This is a genomic window from Myxococcus qinghaiensis, from assembly GCF_024198215.1.
Lineage (GTDB): Bacteria > Myxococcota > Myxococcia > Myxococcales > Myxococcaceae > Myxococcus > Myxococcus qinghaiensis.
Genome location: NZ_JAKCFA010000013.1, coordinates 127511 through 151269, shown reverse-complemented (window position 1 = coordinate 151269; position 23759 = coordinate 127511). Strand labels below are relative to the sequence as shown.

Here is a 23759-nt window from a genome sequence, read left to right as displayed (position 1 = left end):
GCAACCTCCTGGAACCTCTAGGGTCCTCGCGGGAGTGGATTGGTACGAGCGGTGCTCAAAGGGGGGGCACATCTCTATGTGGCCATTCACCCCGCCTCCAGTGCTGCTCTCCCTGCTGCTCCAGCAGGCCGACGCCTCCTCGCCACCTCCTCCGGGACCCACAGATACCGGGGCCGAAACAGAGGCCCCTGGCTTCTTCTCCCGGCTCAAGCCCGAGGGAGGCGTCGACGTGTACTTCGGCCACAACTTCAACCGGCCCGCGAACGCGGCGAACTTCATCCCCGGCACCGGCACGACCGCGAAGCGCGACAGCGAGGTGGCCATCAACCTGGCCTCCATCGGCGTGAGCGTGGCGCCGGAGCCCGTGGGCTTCAAGGTGCTGCTGGGCTTCGGCACGGGCGCGGAGGTGGTCCACGCGGCCGAGCCCGAGGGCGTCGCCTCCGGGCCCGACCTCTGGCGCTACGTGCAGCAGGCCTCGCTGTCCTTCGCCACCGGGCCGCTGGCGCTGGAGGCCGGGCTCTATCCGAGCCACATCGGGCTGGAGTCCTTCCAATCGCAGCTCAACTGGACGTACACGCGCTCGTGGATGGGCGAGCTGTCGCCCTACTACCAGACGGGCCTCAAGGGAACCTGGGCGTTGGACTCGGCGTGGAGCGTGCAGCTCCAGCTCCTCAATGGCTGGCAGACCATCGGTGACAACAACCGGGGCCTCGCGCTGGGCACTCAGGTGGCCTACGCGGGCGACCGGTTGTCCGCGTCCTTCAACACCTTCATCGGCAACGAAGGCCCCGAGGGCGACGACGGCTTGCGGCTCTTCGCGGACGCGGTGGCGACGTATGCCGTGACGGAGTCCTTCAAGCTCGCGGCCACCGTGGACGCGGGCACGCAGCGGATTCCCGGCGCGGACCGCGCGGTCTGGTATGCGGCGGGCCTCAACGCCCGCGTGCAGCTCACCGAGCCCGTGGCGCTGGCCGCGCGCGTGGAGGCGTATCGCGACGCCGACGGCCTGATGACGGGCGTGGAGCAGACGCTGTCGGGGGCCACGCTCACCCTGGAGGTGAAGCCCGTGGAGCACCTCACGCTCAAGCTGGAGGCGCGGCATGACCGCTCGACGGCGGACGTCTTCGCCAGCCGCGCCACCACCGACGAAGGCACCCCCATTCTGAAGGACTCCGAGACGCTCATCGTCCTCGGAGCCACCGCCTGCTTCTGAGTCTGGAGTCCATTCATGGATGTCGTCCTCCTCCTCGTCACCCTCGGTTTCTTCTCGCTCGCCTGGGGCTACGCCCACGGCTGCGAGCGCCTGTGAGGTCCCCCCGATGACTTTCGAATACGCCGCTGGCGCCGTGCTCGCCGTGCTGCTCACCGCCTACCTCGTCTACGCCCTGCTCCGTCCCGAGCGCTTCTAGGGACCTCGCCATGACCCTCATTGGTTGGTTGCAGATTGGTTTGTTCTTCGCCCTGCTGCTCGCGCTGACGAAGCCGCTGGGCCTCTACCTCTTCCGTGTCTTCGAAGGGGACACGCAGCCGCTGCCGCGCGTGCTCGGTCCCGTGGAGCGCGTGCTCCTGCGACTGACGGGCGCCAGCGCCCGGCGCGAGCAGACGTGGGTGGAGTACTGCGGCGCGCTGCTCGCCTTCAGCGTGCTGGGCATGGTCATCCTCTACGGGCTCCAGCGCATGCAGCACGTGCTGCCGCTCAACCCCCAGGGGTTGGGCGCGGTGGGGCCGGAGCTGTCGTTCAACACGGCGGCCAGCTTCGTCGCCAACACCAACTGGCAGTCGTACGCCGGCGAGTCCACCATGAGCTACCTCACGCAGATGGTGGGGCTGGCGTGGCAGAACTTCGTCTCCGCGGCGGCGGGGCTCGGTGTCGCGCTGGCGCTGGCGCGAGGCTTCACGCGTCGCGCGGGGCCGGAGGGCGCGAAGACGCTGGGCAACTTCTGGGTGGATGTGGTGCGCGGCACGCTCTACGTGCTCTTGCCGCTGTGCTTCGTCGCCGCCCTGTTCTTCGTCTCGCAGGGCATGTTGCAGAACTTCTCGCCGTACCCCGAGCTGACGACGCTGGAGGGCGCGAAGCAGACGCTCGCCATGGGTCCGGTGGCCTCGCAGGAGGCCATCAAGATGCTGGGCACCAACGGCGGTGGCTTCTTCAACGCCAACAGCGCGCACCCCTTCGAGAACCCGACGCCGCTCACCAACCTGGTGCAGATGCTGCTCATCTTCTGCATCCCCTCCGCGTTGACGTACACGTACGGGAAGATGACGGGGGACACGAAGCAGGGCTGGGCCCTCTTCGCGGCCATGTCAGTCCTCTTCCTCGCGGGTGTCACCGCCGCGTACGCCGCCGAGTCCCAGCCCAACGCCGCCGTGGCCTCCGCGCACGTGGCACAGGTGGGAAACCTGGAGGGCAAGGAGGTGCGCTACGGCGTCACCGCGTCCGCCCTCTTCGCCACCGTCACCACGGATGCGTCATGCGGCGCCGTCAACTCCATGCACGACAGCTTCAACCCGCTGGGCGGGCTGGTGCCGCTGGTCAACATGCAACTGGGCGAGGTCATCTTCGGAGGAGTGGGGGCGGGCCTCTACGGCATCCTCATCATGGTGGTGCTGTCCGTCTTCATCGCCGGACTCATGGTGGGCCGCACGCCGGAGTACCTGGGCAAGAAGATTGAAGCGAAGGAGATGAAGCTCGCGATGCTCTACGTGCTCATCTTCCCGGTGTTCATCCTGGGGATGTCCGGGGTGGCGGCGGTGCTCCCTCAGGGCGTGTCCTCGCTCAACAACGCGGGGCCGCACGGCCTGACGGAGATTCTCTACGCGTTCACCAGCGGCACGGCGAACAACGGCAGCGCGTTCGCGGGCCTGAATGCGAACACGCCCTTCTGGAACCTCTCGCTGGGCCTGGCCATGCTCGGCGGGCGCTTCCTGATGATTGTCCCCGCGCTGGCCATCGCCGGCTCCATGGTGGGCAAGAAGGTGGTGGCGGCGGGCCCCGGCACCTTCCCCACGAATGGCGCCCTGTTCACCGGCCTGCTGGTGAGCATCGTCGTCATTGTCGGTGCGCTCACCTTCTTCCCCGCGCTCTCCCTCAGCCCCATCGTCGAGCACTTCCTCGCCGGGGCCGGAAAGGTCTACTGAGCCATGAGCTCCGCATCTTCCAAACCGGCGTCGCTCCTCGACGCGTCCCTGCTGAAGCCGGCGCTGCTGGACAGCCTGAAGAAGCTCCACCCGCGCGACGTGGCGCGCAACCCCGTCATGTTCGTGGTGTGGGCGGGCAGCCTGCTCACCACGGTGTTCGTGGTGAAGGACCTCGTCTCGCCGCACGCCGATGGCGCGCCCCTGTGGTTCACCGTGGCGGTGGCGCTGTGGCTGTGGTTCACCGTGCTGTTCGCCAACTTCGCGGAGGCCGTGGCGGAGGGGCGAGGCAAGGCCCAGGCCGGTGCGCTGCGCAAGATGCGCAAGGACACCACCGCGCGGAAGCTGACGGACGGGCGCGAGGAGCGGGTGCCCGCGTCTGACCTGCGCAAGGGTGACCTGGTGGTCTGCGAGGCGAGCGACCTCATCCCGGGTGATGGCGAGGTGGTGGAGGGAATCGCCAGCGTGGACGAGTCCGCGATTACCGGCGAGTCCGCGCCGGTGATTCGCGAGTCCGGTGGAGACCGCTCGGCGGTGACGGGCGGCACCAAGGTGTTGTCGGACCGAATCGTGGTGCGCATCGCCGTCAACCCGGGCGAGTCCTTCCTGGACCGGATGATTGGGCTGGTGGAGGGCGCGGCCCGGCAGAAGACGCCGAACGAGATTGCGCTGCACATCCTGCTGGTGGGCCTGACGGTGGTGTTCCTGCTGGCGTGTGTGTCGCTGGTGCCGCTGGCGCTCTACTCCGGGGTGCCGCTGTCGGGCACGGCCGTGGTGGCGCTCCTGGTGTGCCTCATCCCCACGACGATTGGCGGCCTGTTGAGCGCCATCGGCATCGCCGGCATGGACCGGCTCTTGCGCAAGAACGTGCTGGCCATGAGTGGCCGTGCGGTGGAGGCGGCGGGGGACGTGGACACGCTGCTGCTCGACAAGACGGGCACGATTACGTTGGGCAACCGCATGGCGACGGAGCTGTTGCCCATGCCGGGCGTGCGCATGGAGGACCTGGCGGAGGCCGCGCAGCTCGCGAGCCTGGCGGACGAGACGCCCGAGGGGCGCTCCATCGTCACGTTGGTGAAGGACACGTACAAGATGCGTCCGCGCGAGCTGCTGGCGCACCAGGCGACGTTCGTCCCGTTCACCGCGCAGACGCGCATGAGCGGGTGCGACCTGGTGGACCCGAAGCCCCGGAGCATCCGCAAGGGCGCGGTGGATGCCATCGTCAAGCACGTGCAGGCGCAGGGCGGCGCGGTGCCGGAGGAGCTGGCATCGGCGTCGGGTCGCATCGGCGACGCGGGAGGCACGCCGCTGGCGGTGGCGGAGGGAGCGCGGCTGCTCGGCATCGTCCACCTGAAGGACGTGGTGAAGGGCGGCATCAAGGAGCGCTTCGACCGCTTCCGGGCCATGGGCATCCGCACGGTGATGATTACCGGCGACAACCCGCGCACGGCGGCGGCGATTGCGCGCGAGGCGGGCGTGGATGACTTCCTGGCGGAGGCGACGCCCGAGGCCAAGCTGGCGCTCATCCGCACCGAGCAGGGCAAGGGCAAGCTGGTGGCGATGACGGGCGACGGCACCAACGACGCGCCCGCGCTGGCCCAGGCCGACGTCGGCGTGGCGATGAACACCGGCACGCAGGCGGCGAAGGAGGCGGGGAACATGGTGGACCTCGACTCGAACCCCACCAAGCTGCTGGAGGTGGTGGAGGTGGGCAAGCAGCTCCTGATGACTCGCGGCACGTTGACGACGTTCTCCATCGCCAACGACGTGGCGAAGTACTTCGCCATCCTCCCCGCGCTGTTCATGGGCGTGTTCCCGCAGATTGCCCCGCTCAACGTGATGGGCTTGTCGTCGCCCTACAGCGCGATTCTGGCGGCGGTCATCTTCAACGCGCTCATCATCATCGCGCTCATCCCCCTGGCGCTGCGCGGCGTGCGCTACCGCCCGCTCGGCGCGGCGGCTTTGTTGCGGCGCAGCCTGCTCATCTACGGGCTGGGTGGCGTCATCGTTCCCTTCGTCGGCATCAAGGCCCTGGACGTGTTGCTCACGGCCGTGGGCCTGTCCTGAACGTGAAAGGACTTCACCTCATGGTCTCCACTCTTCTCACCGCCCTGCGCGCCTGTGTCGTCACCCTGGTGCTCACCGGCGTGCTGTACCCGCTCGCCGTCACCGGGGTGGCGCAGCTCCTGTTCCCCTCCGAGGCCCAGGGCTCGCTCGTGAAGGACGAGCAGGGCCGCGTGGTCGGCAGCGCCCTGATTGGCCAGGGCTTCACGCAGGGTGGCTACTTCCAGCCGCGTCCCTCCGCGGCGGGGGCGGGCTACGACGCGGCGGCGTCCTCGGGCAGCAACCTGGGGCCGACGTCGCGCAAGCTCCAGGAGCGCGTCACGGCGGACGTCGAGCGCCTGCGCCGGGAGAATCCGGACGCGCCAGGACTCGTGCCCGGGGAGCTGGTCACCACGTCGGCTTCGGGGTTGGACCCGCACCTGTCGCCGGAGGCGGTGCGCTGGCAGGCGCCGCGCGTGGCGAAGGCGCGTGGAGTCGCGCCGGAGCGGGTGCTCGCGGTGGTGGCCTCGCACGTGGAGGGAAGGACGCTCGGCGTGCTGGGCGAGCCGCGCGTCAACGTGCTGCTGTTGAATCTGGCGCTGGACCGTCAGTTCGGGCGGCTCGCGTCGGAGCCCGCTCAGCCGATGGGCGCGGTGGCTCCCGAGTGACGGAGTCCATTCTCCTCATGCATTCATGCGGAGGCGCGGGCATTGTCGCTCGCGCCTCCACGGTGGAGGTCCGAGGGTGACGATGACGCGACGCTCGCGCGCGGAGGACTTCCTGGAGCTGGTGGAGCGGGGCCGGCGCGGTCGGCTCAAGCTCTACATCGGCTTCGCGGCCGGCGTGGGGAAGACGTACCGCATGCTGGAGGAGGCGCACGCGCTGAAGCGTCGAGGCGTGGACGTGGTGCTCGGCTTCGTGGAGACGCACGGCCGCAAGGAGACCGAGGACCTGGTGTCCGGGCTGGAGGTGGTGCCGCGCAAGGAGCACACGTACCGCGACGTCACCGTGGAGGAGATGGACCTGGACGCGGTGCTGGCGCGCAAGCCCCAGGTCGCGGTGGTGGACGAGCTGGCCCACACCAACCTGCCGGTGTGCCGTCACCGCAAGCGCTACCAGGACGTGCAGGAGCTGCTCGACGCGGGCATCAACGTTATTGGCGCCTTCAACGTGCAACACCTGGAGAGCCTCAATGACCTGGTGGAGCGCACCACCGGCGTCATCGTGCGCGAGACGCTTCCCGACAGTTTCCTCAAGGGCGCCGACCAGGTGGTGAACCTGGACCTGTCGGTGGAGGACCTGCACGAGCGACTGAAGGCGGGAAAAATCTACGCGGAGGACAAGGTGCCGCGCGCGCTGGAGAGCTTCTTCAAGGGAGAGAACCTGTCCACGCTGCGCGAGCTGGCGCTGCGCGAGGTGGCGGAGAGCCTGGACCGTGCCACCTCGGGGCTGTCGTCTCGCACGGGGGATGAAGGCTCGCAGAAGGGCGCGGCGTGGGGACGGGTGCTGGTGGCGCTGTCGAGCTACCCACCGCGCGCGGCGACGCTGCTGCGCCGGGGCTCGCGCATGGCGGGCCGGCTGAACACGGACTGGTTCGTGGTGTACGTGGAGACGCCGCGCGAGGCACCGCACCTCATCGACGCGGAGGCGCAGCGGCACCTGCTCGCGAACATCGAGAAGGCGAAGGAGCTGGGGGCGGAGGTGGTGCGGCTGCGCTCGAAGGACCCGGTGGAGGCGATTCTCGACTTCGCGCGCTCACATGGCGTGGGCCACATCATGGTGGGCCGCTCGCACCAGCCCTGGTGGAAGCGGGCGCTGGGACGCGCGGCGGACGTGCGGCTGCTGCGCGAGGGCGAGGGCTTCGACATCCACGTCGTGGCCTTCGACCCCTCGCCCGAGGAGAAGCGCTCATGACGCTGCGACTGCGGCTGCTGCTGGCCCAGGCCCCGTTGGCGCTGGCGCTCGTGCTGGTGGGCGTGGTGGCCGTCGTCACGCTGGCGCGGCTGGGGCGCTCGGGGCAGCACATCCTCCAGGACAACTACCGCAGCGTGCTCGCCGCGCAGCGGATGACCGAGCAACTGGAGCGGATGGACAGCGCCGCCCTCTTCATCGTCGCGGGCGAGCTGGAGCGGGGACAGGCGCAGCAGGCCGCGCAGCGTCAGGGGCTGGAGTCGGAGCTGCGGTTGCAAGAGAGCAACGTCACCGAGCCGGGCGAGGCCGAGTCCACCCGTCGGCTGCGCGCGGGCTGGGCGCGCTATCAGGCGGCATATGACGTGTTCCTCGCGCAGTCGTCGGAGGTGGAGCGCAAGGCGGTGTACTTCCGGAGCATCGAGCCCGCCTTCCGCGAGGTAAAGGACGCGGCGTCCGCCGTCCTGGCGCTCAACCAGGACGCGATGGTGCACAAGAGCGAGGAGCTGCGGCGACAGAGCGACCGCGTCAACACCCTGATGGTGCTGGCGGTGCTCGCGGCCTTCGGCGTGGGGTTGTTCGCCTCCACGTCCCTCACGCATCGCGCGCTGCGGCCCGTGTCGGTGTTGTCCCAGGCGGTGCGACGACTGGGCCGAGGGGACTACGCGGTGCGCGCGGTGGTGGAGGGGAAGGATGAAATCGCGCAGCTCGGGCAGGACTTCAACTCGATGGCGGAGGCGCTCCAGCAGTATCGCCAGAGCAGCCTGGGCGAGCTGCTCCAGGCACAGGCCGCGTCGCAGGCGGCCATCGACAGCCTTCCGGACCCGGTCGTCGTGTTCGGCGCGGATGGGGTGTTGCTCAACGTCAACCGCTCGGCGGAGGACGTGCTGAAGCTGTCGCTGGAGGGCGGCGGGGACGTGCTGGGCCGGGTGGTGCCGGAGGCGCGCGAGGTGGTGGAGCGCGTGCGGGGCCATGTGCTGGGCGGCAAGGGCGCGTATCAGCCTCGGGGTTACGAGGAGGCCGTGCGCGTGGAGCTGGCGGATGGCGACCGGTGGCTCCTGCCGCGTGGGAGTCCGGTGTACGGAGAGACGGGCGAGGTGGTGGGCGCCACGGTGATTCTCCAGGACGTGACGCGGCTGCGGCGCTTCGACGAGCTGAAGAACGACCTGGTGGCCACGGTGGCGCATGAGTTCCGCACGCCGCTGACGTCGCTGCGCATGGCGGTGCACCTGGTGGCCGAGGGCATGGTGGGCGCGGTGACGGAGAAGCAGGCGGACCTGTTGTTCGCGGCGCGGGAGGACTGTGAGCGCTTGCAGGGCATCGTCGATGACCTGTTGGACTTGTCTCGCATCCAGGCGGGGCAGCTTCGGTTGGAGGTGCGGCGGGTGTCCCCGGAGGAGCTGGTGGATGCGGCGCTGGACTCGCAGCGCGCGGCGGCGGCGGAGCGCGGGGTGCGACTGGTGAAGCAGGTGGGGCTGGACGTGGAGTCGGTGGATGTGGACCCGGACCGGCTGGGGTTGGTGCTGGGAAACCTGGTGGGCAACGGGGTGAAGCACACGCCCGCGGGCGGCGAGGTGGAGGTGCGGGTGGCTCGGGAGGGGACTCGGGTGCGCTTCGAGGTGCGGGACACCGGTGAGGGCATCGCGCCGGAGCAACAGGGACGCATCTTCGAGAAGTTCTACCGCGCGCCCGGGGCACCCGTGGGCGGCGCGGGGCTGGGGTTGTCCATCGCGAAGGAAATCGTCCAGGCGCACGGCGGCGAGCTGGGCGTGGTGAGCGCGCCGGGGCGGGGGAGCACGTTCTGGTTCACGCTGCCGCAGCCGACGGCGGTGGAGTCGGCGTGACGCTCCCGCCCGTGCTCCTCGTGGGAGGCTCGGGCGGGAGGTCTGCCCGCGGCGTCAGACGGAGGCTTCGCCCCAGTCCTTCATCTCCTCGCGGCGAATCTTGGAGGCCTCGCGGACGAGGTCCTTGCAGGACATTCCGATTTCCTTCTCGGTGATGTTCTTCGCGACCTGCGGGAGGATGTTCTGCTCCTCGTCGGCGATGTGGCGCTTCACCACTCGCTCCAGCGAGTCGACCTTGGTCTTCATGGCGTTCATGTCGTCGCGCAAGCCGACGATGTCGGTCAGGAGCTTCGTCATCTCCTGATGGTCTTCCTCGGCATGTTCGATTTTATCGTCGCCCACGATGCGCGTGGCCTTGGGATAGACCCAACGCTCCTCGATGGTGGTGTGCAGCATGAGGGCCTCCGCGAGCTGGATGCAGAGCTCCTTGCGGCTCTCGTCATCCGAGGCGTTGCGGAACGCCAGGAACAGCGCGTCGACTTCGCGGTGCTGTTGAATCAAGAGGTCGATGACGTCCACGGGTGCGCTCCTTGTTGTGTCGTTGAGGTCGCCGAACAACGGTCCGCATGCATGAGGGTCGTGGCAATCACAGGCATGGGCGCGCAAGCTCCCTCGCCATGTCTGGCGTGAGGGAGCGGGGAGGGGAGCGCTTCAGTCGGTGGTGCCTGGCCGGGCGCGACTCGCGGACAGGCGGCCAGGAGGGATGGGAAGGGCTTGCCCTGCCTGGTGGCGGACACGGGACGTCGGAACGAGAGCGTGTGTCGGAGCAACGTCGGGGGGCCTCCGCGCCGCGAGTTGGCGCGCGCCTTGTCAGGGGCGAATGCCAGCATTCACGCCGCTTGCCTCTCGTGAGGGAAGCAAGTGGGTGAGGAATGCGTGCTGGCCTATGGATGCTGTGCGCCGCGCTACTCGTCACGGGCTGCGCTGGTGTTGAGCCGTCCACTCGTGGCGGGCTGCTGCGGCAGCGCTCCTCGGTGTTGGGGGAGCGAGGACTGGAGAGAGGCTTCCTGGAGGCTCGGCACGTTGGAGGCGCGCGCGGCGACTCGTTCGATGCGTTGCTGCATGACGCAGGGCTGGAAGCGCACGACGAGAGCCCTGTGTCGGGCGATTCGCTCACGGCGACACAGGCAGCGAGGCTGCTGCGGGTGCTGCTGGGCAAGGACGTGACGCTGGGACAGTTCCCGGCACGTGTCGCGGTGGGCTTCATGCTGCGCGAGGTGATGGGCGCGGGCGAGGTGCCGCGGGCCGAGCTGGTCAGGAGGGTGGAGCGGTTCACCTCGCTGGCGGTGCTCCGGCCAGATGGATGCCTTGCGTGGGTGCGCAGCGGGAGGACGCAGCAGCGCGTCGGCACGGTGGAGTGGAAGGACGGAGCCTTCCTCGCGCACGGCTTCGAGGTCGGCCGCTTCTATGACGGGCGCACGGGAGTCTTCCGCGCGCTGGATGCGAACTTGCGGGAGGTGGATGGCTTCCCGCTGGCGGACGTTCACGACGATGCCGACGTCATCAGCCGCACGCTGGACGGAGCGGAGGAGGCGTTCGTCGGGCTGGCCCTGGCGGTGGGACAGTTCGTCTCCACGTCGCCCGCTGACAACCTCGGGGCGTTGAAGCAGATGCCGACCGCCGTGGCGGCGCTGCTGGCCTCATCGCCCGAGTACGTGGAGCGCTTCCAGTACATGACGCGGGGCGAACAGGTGCAGGCCGTCTCCAAGCTGGTGACGAACCTCCTCGCCACGTGGGGCACGGCCTCCGCCGCGACGCGCACGCTGCAAGGGGCGACGCTCGGGATGGCCGAGGTGCCGGTGCTGTCGCTCTCGGCACAGGGTGCGCTCGCCATGAGAGTCGTGGCCGTGCCGGTGGGACGGGCGGCGGCGGTGCTGAGCGGTGGCCCTGGCGCGGCCATCATCCTCCAGCGAGCGAGCACGGCAGCGAAGCAAGGTGGGCCGTCGAGTGGCCCTGGACAGTGGGGACCGGCCAAGGAGTCCATGCAGCCCCGGGCACGGAGCTACCAGGAACAAATCACGGGCCACTCCGCCGACGAGGCATACTGGGTCGGAGGCGTGGGCAGGGACAGCGGAGGCGTGAAGTTCGATGGTTTCGAAAAGGGCGTCCTGCTGGAGGCGAAGGGGCTGGGATATGCCAGGTTCTTCGAGGAACTCGACCCGAAACGCTGGTTCAAGAGTACGGGGGCGAAGGCTCTGGTTGAGCAGGCGGACAGGCAGTTCAGGGCAGCGAATGGAGCGCGTATCCGCTGGCATGTCGCGGAAGAGAAGGCCGCCAATGCGATCCGGAAACTGCTGAAGGATAACGAGGTGGAGGGCATCGAAGTCGTCTTCACCCCTCCACTCTTCTGAGGTTCATCCAGGTGAGCGAGACCTACTACGCGGGTAGCTATTGGGGGATTCGCAAGGAGCCTCCAGACAGTTGTGCAAGGCGTCTTGAGGACTTCCTGCTCGGGCTTTCGCGTGTCGATTCGTCCTTCGCGCATTGGTACGAAACGGCAAAGTCGCTGAAGGAGTCCTTGAAGCGTCCACTGCGCCCGATTCGCGAAGAGTTGGTGAAGTTCGTTCAGAAGAACAAGGACCCTGCCTTCGATGATCTCGGGTTCAGTCTTGGGGCATGGAACGGTGCTCCCAACGACCACGAAGATTGCGCCTTTCTCATCAGGTGTGGGGGCCACCATGCACGTGCGAACAATCGATGCGTGTTCAGTCTGCCCAGCAGGGGCTCGAGTGCAGAGCGTGTCCTGACAGCGTCCGTGTTGGCGGACATGCTGCGAGCCACCGCGAGTGCCTGGGAGCCTGATTGGGGCGTGGCCATGTCGCACTCGCACCGTGACCTGGTCGAGTCTCGGCGCGTTCCGAAGGCCCCTTACCTCGGCTGGGTGACGTATCTCGCTCGTCATCGAGGCACAGTGCCGCCACTGCCTGCCCCTGTGCGCGTCGAACCCGTGGAGGACAAGGGCACCCTCATTGTCCTCACCCCGGAGCGCTTCACGGCCAGCAACCCGGAGCACGTGGCATTGGCCGAGACGGTGCGCGAGCTGCTGGACCAGGCGGGGCTGTTGAAGCCCCTCATGTCGTGACCTCAAGGCCCAGGAGCGCACTCCCGGCCTCTCAAGCTCAGTCCTCGCCCTTGCCTCCGGACTCGTACTTCTTGCGCTTGCGCCACAGCGTGGACGCGTCGATGCCCAGCACCTTCGCCGCTTCGTCCAGCGTCGGCGCGGACGTCATCACCCGCAGGGTGTGCTCGCGCTCCACCTCCTCCAGCGTGTGCGGCCCGCCCAGCGTCACCACCGAGCCCGCCGCGGCGGCGATTCGCTCCGGAAACGCCTGCGGCTCCAACACCCCCGCCGGCCACACGATGAGCGCTCGCTCCACCGCGTTGCGCAGCTCCCGCACGTTGCCCGGCCACGGATATGCCAGCAGCATCTTCTCCGTCGCTGGCGACAACTCCGGCGTCGTCGGCCGCTGCGCCGTCTTCGCGAAGAACGCCACGAAGCGCCTCGCCAGCGACAGCAGGTCCTCCGGCCGCTCCCGCAACGACGGCAGCTTCACCTCGATGACGTTGAGCCGATAGAGCAGGTCCTCGCGGAACCTTCCCTCCGCCACGTCCTTCTCCAAGTCCCGATTCGTCGCCGCCACCACGCGCACGTCCGCCTTGCGCGTGCGGCCTTCACCCAGTCGCTCGAACTGCTTCTCCTGCAGGAATCGCAGCAACTGCGCCTGGAGCGCCGGGCTCATCTCCGCGATTTCATCCAGGAACAGCGTGCCTCCCTCCGCCTGCTCCACCCGCCCCGGCTGGTCCTTCACCGCTCCCGTGAAGGCCCCGCGCACGTGGCCGAACAGCTCGCTCGCCAGGAGCTGCTCCGACAACGTCGGACAGTTCACCGTGACGAACGGCCTGCGCCGCCGCGCGCTCATCGAGTGCAACGCCCTGGCGAGCACTCCCTTGCCCGTGCCGCTCTCACCGCGCAGCAGCACCGCCGCATCCGCCGTCGCCGCGCGAGAGACCAGTCCAATCGCCGCGTGCATCACCGGCGAGCTCGTCTCCAGCGTCGCCTCCGGCACCGCCTGCGCGAGCTGCCCCTCCAGGCTCTCCAACTGCGAGGACAGCGCACGGTGCTCCCGCGAGCGGTCCAGCACATGCCGTATCTGCGCCGGCGTGAAGGGCTTGGGCAGGTAGTCCCGCGCCCCCCGCCGCACCGCCTCCACCGCCGTGTCGAACGTCGCGTACGCGGTGATGAGCACCACGTCCAGGTTGGGCGACTCGGCGAGCAGCTTTGGCAGCAAATCCAAGCCGCTCGCGGTGCCCAGCCGCAGGTCGACGAAGGCCAGGTCGGCCGGCCCCTGGGCGAGCGCCGCCAGCGCGGCCTCGGGCGTGGCCGCCTCCCGCACCTCGCAGCCGAACCCCTCCAGGCACACCCTCAGCGTGTGGCGGATGTTGCGCTCGTCGTCCACCACCAGCACCCGCATCGGGCGCTCCCCGGAGACGGGGTCCTGCTCCTGCCTTGCATCCATGCGTCAATCCTAAGTGCATCACCCGCGCCCCGCCGTGCGGACCGCACGACACGAGTCCTCACGGGGACTTCCACGCCGCCCCCTTCACCCCTGTCGTGCGGTCCGCAACCCGGACCCGGCCCTTTCGTGCAGGCTGCAACACACCCGACGCAACCAATGCTGGCGTTGGTCCCCGGTTTGCGATGGAACAGGGGCCTATGGGTTTGAACGGGAACGACGAGGGAGCCGAGGACAACATCTTCACCCGCGACAGGCCCCCCTCTCGCAACCAGAAGCGCGTGCGCCAGGGAGTGATGCTCGGCATCGTGCTGCTGGTGCTCGTCGGCGTGTGGGCCTATCTCCAGGGCGGAGAGAACCGCGCCATCAACGCGATGTCCCCCGCCCAGCGCGAAGCCCTCTTCGAGGAGACGCGCGACAGCTTCCACCTCATGTGCCTGGGCGACGCCGGCCCCCGCCTCCAGCGGCGCTGCCAGAAGCAGGCGGAGTTCATCATGCGCTTCTCCGAGTGTGACGAGGCCTGTCGCCAGGAGCTGGCCCCCGCCCTGCGCAACGCCGTGCGCTGACGCCCTCTCGACTCGAGAAGGCTTGCGCGATGCACGGCCGCTCGCGTGCGCACTTGCTGGATGCAATGGCCGCGGAGACCGCGTCCCTCGGGAGACCTGCTCCACCGCGCGGCACGGGGCTTGCCCCTGGAGACGCCGTCATGCGTCCCAAGCCGCCCCTGTCCATCGTGTCCTCCGTCCCTGACTCCAGCACCGGGCCGGAGCCTCTCTCGCTGGCGCGTCCCTGGTGGAAGGACCTGCTGTGGGTGCTCGGGCTGGGGGTGGCCCTGGCGGCCATGGTTGGCTGGCTGGCCTCGGAGCGTCGCGCCGTGCTGACGCTTGCGCCCGAGGACCGCGCCGCCGTCTTCGATGATGCGTGGGCCGGCTTCCAGCGGCTGTGCTCGGCCCCCCTGCACACCGGGCTGGTGCCTCGCTGCCGTGAGCAGGCCCGCTTCCTGTTGCTCTTCCCCGAGTGCCAGGGCGCGTGTCGAGAGCAGGCCCGGGTACACGGGCGTGCCCTGCGCTGAGCCCGGGGCGGGTCGCGACCTGAAGGGCTTGAAGGAGGCCCGGGTTGCACTCCGCACGATGGCGCGGAGGCGGGGTGCGGGAAAGGCCTGGGGTTTCAGGCACCTGGAGCCAGTCCCGCGCGGCACGGCGGATGCGATGGGAAGGCACGTGCGGCGGGTCATGAGGGCCCGGCACGGAGGACCCATGTGGCTGCCCCGCTTCGTGAAGTCACTGCCGTTGTTCCACGCGTTGGCCGCCAAGGAGGTCGGTCCGTCGCTCGGTGAGGCACCGCTCAAGGCGGTCCGCCTGCTGGGCGTGGAGCGACTGGTCGAGGCCCGGGCGCGTGCTGAACATGCCTTGAGCGGCGCTCGGCGGTGCTCGTGCTGCAGAGGCGTGCTGGAGCATGTGTATGACCGGCTGGGCTCCACGCTGTTCCTGGATGACGACCCCGAGCAGCTCGCGCGGGCCTTCGACGACGACGAGCGGGACGCCTTCACGGCGCGAGTGCTGGCCGCGTGCATCGTCCTGTCCGGACGCGAGCGCGTGGCGGCGATGGGGTGAGGTCCGACGTGGGACGCGCGCGCGAAGGGCTTCGCGCCAGCGTCCCGCGGGTGAGTGGCGGTGCGGGCGGTGTGGTGTCGCCCTGGGAGGAAGGCATGTTGAGGTGGACCGAGTTCCTGGACGTGGAGGCTATCCGCCTGTCGCTGGCGGCGAGAGACCGGGTGGCGGTGCTGCATGAGCTGGCGGGGTTGATGTCGGCCCGGGCGGGGGTTCCCCAGCGAGAGCTGGCGGTGCACCTGCTGGCGCGCGAGCAGCTCGGCGCGACGGCGATGGAGGGCGGCGTCGCGGTGCCGCACTGTCGCCATGCGCGCGCCGGGCGCATCGTCACCTGCCTGGGCCTCCACCGGGGCGGGCTGGCGTTCGGCGCGCCGGAGGACGGGCTGGTGCGAATCTACGTGGGGCTGGTGTCGCCGCCGGACACGGCCGGGCTGCACCTCAACGTGCTCTCCCGCATCGCGACGCTGCTGAGCGATGAGCGGCTGAGAACGGCGCTTGGGGCCGCGCCCTCCGCCGGGGCGATGCACGAGCTGCTCGTCAGCGCGGAGGAAGCGCACCTGCCGCTCCGCAACGAGCTCGCGCTGTCTCCGTGAGGGCCTGCCCTGGAGGACGAGGTGGATGTCGCGCACGGACAGCGGGCCGAGGACGGCGGGGCGTGTGACGGGGCGCGGAAGCGGGCCTCGCTTCCCGGTGCGCTCAGGGTCCTCACTCGATGACGCGGTGAGCGGTGGAGTCGCCTTCGACGAGGTTGAGAAAAAGCGAGCGGGGCGGGGTCGAAGCGACTGACCCCGAATAACCCGAGAGAAGTGTGTAGTGGGCTCGAAGAAAAACAGGAGAGGGATGCGGAATCGCGGTGGTGGACACATCTCTGCGCCGACTCGGGAGGCGGCGGTGGGCCCGAGGAGGTGAGCCATGCTGCGGTGGACTGATTTCTTGGAGGTCGAAGCTGTCCGCCTGACGTTGGAGGCGCGCGAGCGGGTGGGGGTGGTGCACGAGCTGGCGGGGCTGATGGCGGCCCGGGCGCGGGTGTCCCCGAAGGAGCTGGCGTCGCATCTGCTGGCGCGCGAGCAGCTGGGCTCGACGGCGATGGTGGGGGGCGTGGCGGTGCCGCACTGTCGGCTCGTCGGCGTGCCGCGCATCGTCACCTGCGTGGGCATCCATCCCCAGGGCGTGGACTTCGGCCAGCCCGACGGAGGGAAAGGGCGCATCTTCGTGGGCATGGTGTCGCCGCCGGACACGGCCGGGCTGCACCTGAGCGTCCTGGCGCGCATCGGCGCCCTGTTGCGCAATGCCCGGCTTCGCGAGGCGCTCCTGACGGCCCCGTCTCCGGCGGCCCTGCGCGCGCTGCTCGTCTGCGTCGAGGACGCGCACGTGAATCACCGGTCCGAAGTCGCCCTGGCCCGGTGAGGGTGGGGCGGCTGGAGCAAGGACGCTGACAGATAGCGAGCACAGCCCGAACCCGGGCCGGCCCGCGCCTGGCCCGCCTGCTAGCGTCGCCGGCCGTGACGACGACTTCGAGCTCGACTCCCCGCTGGTTGCTGTATGGCGCCTCTGGCTACACCGGCCGCCTCATCGCCGAGGAGGCCGTGCGTCGTGGCCACCGCCCCGTGCTGTCCGGTCGCTCTCGGGAGAAGCTGGCCCCCCTCGCTGACGCGCTCGGCCTGGAGGTCCGTCCCGCTGCCCTGGATGACGCCCGCCAGCTCACCGCCGCCATGGAGGGCCTGCCCCTGGTGCTCCACGCCGCCGGGCCCTTCGTCCACACCAGCGAGCCCATGCGCCAGGCCTGTCTCGCCTCGCGCACCCACTACCTGGACATCACCGGAGAGATTCCCGTCTTCGAGGGCTCCTTCCGCCATGACGCCGAAGCCAAGGAGCGCGGCGTCTCGCTCATGTCCGGCGTCGGCTTCGACGTCGTCCCCACCGACTGCCTCGCCCGCTACGTCGCCGACCAGGTCCCCGGCGCCACCGAGCTGGACATCGCCATCGCCGCCGGCTCCCAGGCCAGCCCCGGCACCACCAAGTCCGCCCTCCTCCAGCTCCCCGAGGGCGGCAGGGTCCGCCGCGACGGCGTCCTCCAGCCCTACCCCATGGGACAGGGCGCCCGCCCCCAGCGCTTCATCGACCGCGAGCGCACCGTGATGCCCATCCCCTGGGGCGACCTCTCCACCGCCTACCGCACCACCGGCATCCCCAACATCACCACCTACATGGCCTTCCCCTCGTCCTCCGCCCGCGCCCTGCGGTGGACCTACCCCGCCCTCCGCCAGCTCCTGAAAGTCGGCCCCGTGCGCGACGGCCTGATGAAGCTCGTCGAGTCCCGCGTGACGGGCCCCACCGCCGACATGCGCCTGTCCGGACGCTCCCAGGTCTGGGCCCAGGCCCGCGCCCCCGACGGCCGCTCCGCCCAGGCCTGGCTGGAGGTCCCCGAGGGCTATGTCTTCACCGCCCGTGCCTCCCTCCACGCCGTGGAGGAGCTGCTCGCCCAGCCCTCCCCGGGCGCCCTCACCCCCGCCGGAGCCTTCGGCGCCGACTTCGTCCTCCGCATCGACGGCTGCCGGCGCCTCGACTCCCTGGGGTGATCCACCCAAAGGTGGTGTCTTTTTCAACCCAGACTGGTGGAAACTCCTGGGCTGGCACTGTGGGATGACCTTTTGGGGGTGGCTTAGCAGCCAGTGTTCAGTTGGCTATCCTGTGCTTCGGCGGATCACCGGTCCGTCCGAACTTCAGGGGGTCCACGGGGCCCCACGGAAGGATGGCGACATGAGCTGGCGCAGCACGCTCTTGAGGGTCGCTGAGAGGCAGGGGGTTCGGTGCGATTGAAGCTGAAGCAGAAAGTGATGCTGTCTCCAGCCGTCGCCGCGGTGTTCCTGGCGGTCATCTTCTCGGTGGTGCTGGCGCACGGGGCCTCGTGGCTGGTGGGGGCGCTGTCGCTGGTGTGCCTGGCGTTGATGGTGGCGCTGTCCATCTGGCTGCACCGCGAGGTGGCGGAGCCCATGGCGCGGCTGACGGCGGTGGCGCAGCGCATCGCCCAGGACGGGGATTTGACCCAACCCATCGACACGGCCGGGCAGGACGAAATCGGCGACCTGGGCCGCAGTCTCCAGGTCATGGTCAACCGGCTGCGTGAGGTGCCCGCGACGCTGCGGTCCGTGGTGACGGAGCTGTCCTCGGCGGCCACGCGGCTGACGAAGGCGAGCCAGGACCAGGTGAACTTCCTCACCGACCAGTCCCGCAGCCTCACCGAGGCGAGCACCACCATCGCCGAAATCGCGCAGACCTCCAGCATGGCGGCCAGCCGCGCGGAGATGGTGCTGAAGGTGGCGGCGCAAGCGGATGCGTTCAGCTCCTCGGGCCAGCGGTCGATTGAGCAGAGCGCGGAGGGCATGCAGCAGATTCGTCAGCGGGTGGGCACGCTGGTGGGCAGCATCGCGCACCTGAGCGACCAGGCCGTGCACGCCGGCGAAATCATCAGCAGCGTGAAGGATTTGGCGGACCAGTCCAACGTGCTGGCGCTCAACGCGGCGATTGAGGCCGCGCGCGCGGGTGAAGAGGGCCGAGGCTTCGCGGTGGTGGCGCGGGAGATGCGCGCGCTCAGCGGCCAGTCGCTCCAGAGCACGCAGCGCATCGGCAAGATTCTCCTCGAAATCAACCAGGCCATCCGCCAGACGACGTCGATTGCCGAGGGCGACAGCGAGAAGATGGAGGAGAACATCGAGCAGGTGCTGTCCTCGGCCAGCTCGCTGAAGGAAATCACCACGGTGGTGCAGGAGAGCAGTCAGGCCGCGCGCCAGATTGTCGCCTCCGTCACCCAGCAGAACGCGGGCATCGCGCAGATGACCGAGGTGATGACGCAGCTCTCCTCGATGATGGCGGACGTCGTCACCTCCACCATGACGGCGGAGGAGGCGGTGACTCAAATCAACGCCACGCTCGGCCGCCTCCAGGACTTGTCCACGTCGTTCCGCGTCTGAGCCGAGCGCGGGTGGCGGCCCGACGTCCGGGCCGCCCGCGCTCGTGGGGATGTACCGGGCGACGGCTACTCGCCCTGCATCAACCCGGTGATGCGGCCGTCTTCGTGGACGGTGATGCGCCGCGCGGCGGGCTCGCGAGGCAGGCCCGGCATGGTGAGGATGTCGCCCGTGAGCGCCACCATGAAGCCCGCGCCCGCGGACAGGCGCACCTCGCGCACCGTGAGTGTGAAGCCGCGCGGCCGGCCCTGCTTCGTCGGGTCATCCGACAGCGACAGGTGCGTCTTCGCCATGCACACCGGCAGCTCGGAGCCGCCCAGCTCGCGCACCATCTCCAAGTCCTTGCGCGCCGACGCCGTGAAGGCCACGTCGTCCGCGCCGTACACCGTGCGGGCAATCGCGCGGACCTTCTCCTCGGGCGACTGCTTCACGTCGTAGAGGAAGCGCGGCGTCGGCGGGGCCGCGTCCGTCGCGTCCAGCATCGCGAGCACCCGGTCCGCCAGGTCCAGCGCGCCTTCTCCTCCGCGCGTGAAGCCCTCGCACACGGCAGTCTCCACGCCGCGCTCCTTGCCGAAGGCGCGCAACTCGTCGAGCTCCGACTCCGTGTCCTGCGGGAATCGGTTGACGCACAGCACGGCCGGCAGGCCGAAGGCGCTCACCGACTCCAGGTGTTTTTCCAGGTGCGCGAAGCCGCGAGCCAGCGCGGCGCTGTCCGGCTCGGCTACGCGCGCGAGCGGGGCGCCGCCGTGGTACTTCAGCGCGCGCAGCGTCACCACCAGCACGACGCCTCGGGGCCACAGGCCGGTGTTGCGGCACTTGATGTCGAGGAACTTCTCCGCGCCCAGGTCGAAGCCGAAGCCCGCCTCCGTGACGACTTCGTCCGCGTAGGCCAGGCCCATCCGCGTGCCCACCACGGAGCTGCACCCGTGGGCGATGTTGCCGAAGGGCCCCGCGTGCACCAGCGCCGGGCCGCCCTCGCGCGTCTGCACCAGGTTGGGCATCAGCGCGTCCTTGAGCACCGCCACCATGGCCGCCGCCGCGTCCACGTCCCGGGCGCGCACGGGCTTGCCGTCGGGCGAGTGGCCCACCACGACGCGGCCGAGTCGTTCCTCCAGGTCCTTGAGGTTCTCCGACAGCGCGAGGATGGCCATCACCTCGCTGGCGGCGGTGATGTCGAATGCGGCCTCGCGCGGGACGCCGTGCGCCTTGCCGCCCAGGCCGATGATGACGTTGCGCAGGAACCTGTCATTCATGTCCATCGCGCGCCGCCACCGCACGCGCGTGGAGTCGATGGCCACCGGCTGGCCGTAATACACGGCGTTGTCCACCAGCGCGGCGAGCAGGTTGTTGGCGCTGGTGATGGCGTGCAGGTCTCCGGTGAAGTGCAGGTTGATGTCCGCCGCGGGCTCCAGGCTGGACTGTCCGCCGCCGGTGCCTCCGCCCTTCACGCCGAAGACGGGACCGAGCGACGGCTCACGCAGCGCCGCCACGGCTCGACGTCCGCGCCGACGCAGGCCCATGGCCAGGGCCACGGACATGGTGGTCTTCCCCTCGCCCGGAGGCGTGGGGTTGATGGCGGAGACGAGCACGAGCCGGCCCTGCCGACCTGCCTGCTTGCCGAGCGCGCCGAGGGACACCTTGGCGCGGTTCGTTCCCCAGGGATGCACGTCGTCGGGCGCCAGGCCCAGCTCGGCGCCCACTTCTGCGATGGGTCTCAGCGTCATGCCGAGGACTCTCGACGCGCGGGCGCCACGGGTCAACGGGGGAAGTGCGCGGGATGCCTTGCCGGCGTCAATGTCACCGCGCCGCGCGTTGACGGACCACGCGCAGCCGCCACAGCAAGGCCACGGGAAGTCCCACGCCCACGGTCATCGCCAGCCACGGCCAGGCCCCCGCGCTGGAGAGCCCCTGTCCCAGTCGTGCGCGCAGGTCGATGGGGAGCTGGGCCCACGACAGGAAGGTGGCGGTGGCGAGCACGAAGACGGCGAAGCCCCTGCGCAGCGAGCCCGGCGCCACGCGGCCCGCGAGCTTTCCTCCGAGCACGCTTCCCACCAGCGCCACCGCGAGGACCTCGCCGGTGAGTCTCCACGGCAGCTCCAGGTGGCCCAGGTGTCCGACGAGCCCGGCGGCGCACTGGAGCGCGATGACCACCAGCGAAGTGGCGGTGGCCATCGGCGTGGACAGGCCGACCAGGGCGAGCGCGGGGACGATGAGGAATCCGCCGCCCGCGCCCACCAGCCCCGACAGGAGTCCCACGCCCATGCCCTGAAGGACGATTCGTCCCACGCGGCGCGCGGAGAGTGTGTCCCCGTCGAGCCCGCGCGGGGTGGAGTGGAACAGGCCGCACGGCGTGAGGAGAGGGGGCGCTGTTCCGTCCGCATGGCTCGTGTCGGTGGAGGAGTTCTCCGCCTTGCGTCCTGGTGCGTGCGTGGCGACTTCGGTGGACACCGTGCCCGTCGTCGCGATGGACGCCCGTGTCGTCTCCGCGCGCAGCAGCATCGCGATGGCGGCGGCGACCATGACGCCCGCGAAGAGCAGCATCAGCGTGCTCGACGAGAAGAGGGGATTGAGCTTCCCACCCAGGAATGCGCCAGCCATTCCGCCCGTGCCGAACACGATGGCGGTGCGCCACCGCACCCGTCCTGCTCGCGCATGAAGGAGCGCTCCGTTGGCGCTGGTGACCCCCACCACCACCAGCGACATGGCGATGGCCGTGCGGGGCTCCACGCCGAGCACGTACACCAGCAGTGGCACCGTGAGGATGGAGCCACCGCCGCCCAGCAATCCCAACAACACGCCCACGAGCAACGCGCCCGCGAGGCCCACGTACAGCATCATCGCGAGGTGCCCCCGGGCCTTGCGACCGCGAGCAAGTCCCTGAGCTCTCGCAGCGCCCGCTCGAAGCTCGCGGGGTCCACCAGCCCCGAAGGGGGCGAGGCCTGGAGCGCGTCCAATGCGGCGGTCAGCTCCGCGCGAGAGGGCTCGCGTGGCGGTGTCTCCTGCCTCAATGGAGGCGTGGCCAGGAGTGTGTCCAGCACGGTGCCGGGCTCCGTGCGTGAGGGCTCTCGCGGCGGTGCCTCCAGCCTCGGAGGAGGCGTGGCCTGGCGTGCGTCCATCACGGCGCCAGGCTCCGCGCGTGAGGGCTCACGCGGCGGTGCCTCCAGCCTCGGAGGAGGCGTGGCCAGGAGTGTGTCCAACACGGTGCCAGGCTCCGCTCGAGAGGACTCTCGCGGCGGTGCCTCCAGCCTCGGCGGAGGCATGGCCTGGCGTGCGTCCATCACGGCGCCAGGCTCCGCTCGAGAGGACTCTCGCGGCAATGCCTCCTGGAGACGGTCGCGCAGCGTGTCACGCACGTCAGTCAGGGTCGGCGGTTCGCCAGAGCGCAGCCGCACCACGGGCAGTTCCTCCGTATTCCACGCGAGCATCCCTCCGCGCAGGTTCATCACCCGCGTGAAGCCCAGCTCCACCAACTGCGCGGCGGCCTTCGCCGAACGCGCCCCCGAGCGACAGATGAGCAGCACCTCCGTGTCCCGAGGCCACGGGGCCACCGCCTCGCGCACCGTGGCCAGCGGTGCCGGGCTCACGCCTTCGATGTGCCCCAGCACGCCCTCCAGCTCGGAAGGCTCTCGCACATCCACCAGGCGAAGGCCCGGGGGCCGCTCGGTCGCGAGCGGCCGCACGTCCACATCGCGGTAGCCAGCGGGTTGAGGGTGCGCGCTGTCGTAGAGGTGACTCAAGACGATGACTCCTTCCCGGTCCGCCGCCAGTGACGGAACGCGGGCAATGAGGTGCCGCTCCGCTTCCCTCGCGGGAGGCGGTTCGACACGGAGAACAGAGAGACGCAGCCATGCCCGAAGGCACGTCACGTCACGCGGATGACGGAGCCGAGGGCTCGGTGTCCAGACCGCACGCGCGGTTGGCGGGAACGGCCACGTCCAGCTTGCGCGGCGGAGGAATCTGTCGCTCGTTCATGAAGCGGATGAAGTCCTCGCGCGACCTGCCGGCGAGGCGCGGGTTGTGCCGCTTCTCCTCGCCCACGGAGGAGATGGTGAAGCCCGCGTAGTCGTGGCCGGGATACAGCTCCGTCGCGTCGGGCAGCGTGAAGAGCTCGCGGGTGATGGAGTCGTAGAGCTGCCCCGGGTCCCCATTCTGGAAGTCGGTGCGGCCCGTGCCGCGAACGAGCAACGTGTCGCCGGTGAACAGGCGCCCGTCACACAGGAAGCAGAGGCTGTCGTCGGTGTGCCCCGGCGTCTCCAAAACACTCAGCTCCAGCCCGCCCACGCGCACCCGGTCCCCGTGCACCAGCGTCCTGTCCACACACGGCGCCCCTCGCGCGGAGGCCATCACCCGTGCACCCGTGCGCTCCCGCAGCAGGCCCGCCGAGGTGATGTGGTCCGCGTGCACGTGCGTCTCCAGCACCACCGTCAGCTTCAGCCCCAGCTCCTCAATCAGCCCCAGGTCCCGCTCCGCCTGCTCCAGCACGGGGTCGATGAGCACGGCCTCCCGCGTCGCCAGGTCCGCCAGCAGGTACGTATAGGTCGAGGACTCCGCATCGAAGAGCTGTCGGAAGAGCATGGTCCACTTCCCTCCTGAGGAGGCCGTCGTGCGTGCTGGCCTGACGATATTGCGAGCGTCGTGCCAGGACTGCGCTGCCCCGTGAGAACGACCCCGCTCGGGCCGCGAGTCGTTTCCCGGGAAACACCTGCAACACCCTGGTGAAACAGTTGCCGCGCCGGC

The 23759-nt window shown here is 69.7% G+C and carries 22 protein-coding genes; 16 read left to right on the top strand and 6 right to left on the bottom strand.

The window, feature by feature from the left end; translation table 11 throughout:
• The first annotated feature begins 76 nt into the window (after window positions 1–76).
• The 7 genes from LZ199_RS24750 to LZ199_RS24720 all read left to right on the top strand — a co-directional run bounded on the left by LZ199_RS24750 (window position 77) and on the right by LZ199_RS24720 (window position 8930).
• Window positions 77–1213, top strand: a complete 1137-nt coding sequence (locus LZ199_RS24750; protein ID WP_253996214.1) for a porin — start codon at window positions 77–79, stop codon at window positions 1211–1213.
• Window positions 1214–1319: 106 nt separating this feature from the next.
• Window positions 1320–1409 carry a K(+)-transporting ATPase subunit F gene (gene kdpF / locus LZ199_RS24745; protein ID WP_141641721.1) on the top strand — a complete coding sequence of 30 codons (90 nt, stop codon included), beginning with the start codon at window positions 1320–1322 and terminating at the stop codon, window positions 1407–1409.
• A 10-nt stretch (window positions 1410–1419) separates the two neighbouring features.
• A complete protein-coding gene (gene kdpA / locus LZ199_RS24740; RefSeq protein ID WP_253996213.1) occupies window positions 1420–3138 on the top strand; it encodes a potassium-transporting ATPase subunit KdpA in 1719 nt (572 codons plus the stop codon).
• A 3-nt stretch (window positions 3139–3141) separates the two neighbouring features.
• Window positions 3142–5202: a potassium-transporting ATPase subunit KdpB gene (kdpB, locus tag LZ199_RS24735; RefSeq protein ID WP_253996212.1), complete on the top strand. Its 2061-nt coding sequence runs from the start codon at window positions 3142–3144 to the stop codon at window positions 5200–5202.
• Between the two features lie 20 nt (window positions 5203–5222).
• Window positions 5223–5846: a potassium-transporting ATPase subunit KdpC gene (gene kdpC, locus LZ199_RS24730; RefSeq protein WP_253996211.1), complete on the top strand. Its 624-nt coding sequence runs from the start codon at window positions 5223–5225 to the stop codon at window positions 5844–5846.
• An 82-nt stretch (window positions 5847–5928) separates the two neighbouring features.
• Complete coding sequence (locus tag LZ199_RS24725) at window positions 5929–7092, top strand: sensor protein KdpD (RefSeq protein ID WP_253996332.1); 1164 nt, start codon at window positions 5929–5931, stop codon at window positions 7090–7092.
• Window positions 7089–8930, top strand: coding sequence for an ATP-binding protein (locus LZ199_RS24720; RefSeq protein WP_253996210.1), 1842 nt, complete (start codon window positions 7089–7091; stop codon window positions 8928–8930). Before LZ199_RS24725 ends, LZ199_RS24720 begins: the two co-directional genes overlap by 4 nt.
• A 54-nt stretch (window positions 8931–8984) precedes the next feature.
• On the opposite strand, the gene LZ199_RS24715 is transcribed toward LZ199_RS24720, so the two are convergent.
• Window positions 8985–9449 carry a hemerythrin domain-containing protein gene (locus tag LZ199_RS24715; protein WP_253996209.1) on the bottom strand — a complete coding sequence of 155 codons (465 nt, stop codon included), beginning with the start codon at window positions 9447–9449 and terminating at the stop codon, window positions 8985–8987.
• A 353-nt stretch (window positions 9450–9802) separates the two neighbouring features.
• On the opposite strand from LZ199_RS24715, the gene LZ199_RS46740 reads away from it, so the two are divergent.
• A complete protein-coding gene (locus LZ199_RS46740; protein WP_323389805.1) occupies window positions 9803–11281 on the top strand; it encodes a Tox-REase-5 domain-containing protein in 1479 nt (492 codons plus the stop codon).
• An 11-nt stretch (window positions 11282–11292) separates the two neighbouring features.
• Complete coding sequence (locus tag LZ199_RS46735; RefSeq protein WP_323389804.1) at window positions 11293–12012, top strand: immunity 52 family protein; 720 nt, start codon at window positions 11293–11295, stop codon at window positions 12010–12012.
• Window positions 12013–12049: 37 nt separating this feature from the next.
• Here the strand turns inward: LZ199_RS46735 and LZ199_RS24695 are convergent, their stop codons facing one another.
• Window positions 12050–13402, bottom strand: coding sequence for a sigma-54-dependent transcriptional regulator (locus LZ199_RS24695; protein ID WP_253996329.1), 1353 nt, complete (start codon window positions 13400–13402; stop codon window positions 12050–12052).
• Window positions 13403–13644: 242 nt separating this feature from the next.
• Between LZ199_RS24695 and LZ199_RS24690 the strand changes: the two genes are divergently transcribed.
• The 7 genes from LZ199_RS24690 (at window position 13645) to LZ199_RS24660 (ending at window position 19025) form a co-directional block, all read left to right on the top strand.
• Window positions 13645–14010, top strand: a complete 366-nt coding sequence (locus LZ199_RS24690; protein WP_253996208.1) for a hypothetical protein — start codon at window positions 13645–13647, stop codon at window positions 14008–14010.
• Between the two features lie 140 nt (window positions 14011–14150).
• On the top strand, window positions 14151–14516 hold the full coding sequence (locus tag LZ199_RS24685) for a hypothetical protein (protein ID WP_253996207.1): 366 nt from the start codon (window positions 14151–14153) through the stop codon (window positions 14514–14516).
• 184 nt (window positions 14517–14700) lie between these two features.
• Window positions 14701–15057: a hypothetical protein gene (locus LZ199_RS24680; RefSeq protein WP_253996206.1), complete on the top strand. Its 357-nt coding sequence runs from the start codon at window positions 14701–14703 to the stop codon at window positions 15055–15057.
• 95 nt (window positions 15058–15152) lie between these two features.
• Complete coding sequence (locus tag LZ199_RS24675) at window positions 15153–15647, top strand: PTS sugar transporter subunit IIA (protein WP_253996205.1); 495 nt, start codon at window positions 15153–15155, stop codon at window positions 15645–15647.
• A 319-nt stretch (window positions 15648–15966) separates the two neighbouring features.
• Window positions 15967–16461, top strand: coding sequence for a PTS sugar transporter subunit IIA (locus tag LZ199_RS24670; RefSeq protein ID WP_253996204.1), 495 nt, complete (start codon window positions 15967–15969; stop codon window positions 16459–16461).
• Between the two features lie 95 nt (window positions 16462–16556).
• The gene (locus tag LZ199_RS46495; RefSeq protein WP_323389803.1) at window positions 16557–17633 is read left to right on the top strand and encodes a saccharopine dehydrogenase family protein; all 1077 of its coding nucleotides are present in this window, start codon (window positions 16557–16559) and stop codon (window positions 17631–17633) included.
• A 231-nt stretch (window positions 17634–17864) separates the two neighbouring features.
• Window positions 17865–19025 carry a methyl-accepting chemotaxis protein gene (locus LZ199_RS24660; RefSeq protein ID WP_253996203.1) on the top strand — a complete coding sequence of 387 codons (1161 nt, stop codon included), beginning with the start codon at window positions 17865–17867 and terminating at the stop codon, window positions 19023–19025.
• A gap of 65 nt (window positions 19026–19090) precedes the next feature.
• On the opposite strand, the gene LZ199_RS24655 is transcribed toward LZ199_RS24660, so the two are convergent.
• The 4 genes from LZ199_RS24655 to LZ199_RS24640 all read right to left on the bottom strand — a co-directional run bounded on the left by LZ199_RS24655 (window position 19091) and on the right by LZ199_RS24640 (window position 23597).
• Window positions 19091–20746: a formate--tetrahydrofolate ligase gene (locus tag LZ199_RS24655; protein WP_253996202.1), complete on the bottom strand. Its 1656-nt coding sequence runs from the start codon at window positions 20744–20746 to the stop codon at window positions 19091–19093.
• 73 nt (window positions 20747–20819) lie between these two features.
• Window positions 20820–21860: a sulfite exporter TauE/SafE family protein gene (locus LZ199_RS24650; protein ID WP_253996201.1), complete on the bottom strand. Its 1041-nt coding sequence runs from the start codon at window positions 21858–21860 to the stop codon at window positions 20820–20822.
• Complete coding sequence (locus LZ199_RS24645; RefSeq protein ID WP_253996200.1) at window positions 21857–22759, bottom strand: rhodanese-like domain-containing protein; 903 nt, start codon at window positions 22757–22759, stop codon at window positions 21857–21859. The genes LZ199_RS24650 and LZ199_RS24645 overlap by 4 nt, the downstream gene beginning before the upstream one ends.
• 130 nt (window positions 22760–22889) lie before the next feature.
• A complete protein-coding gene (locus LZ199_RS24640) occupies window positions 22890–23597 on the bottom strand; it encodes an MBL fold metallo-hydrolase (protein WP_253996199.1) in 708 nt (235 codons plus the stop codon).
• Window positions 23598–23759: the final 162 nt, after the last annotated feature.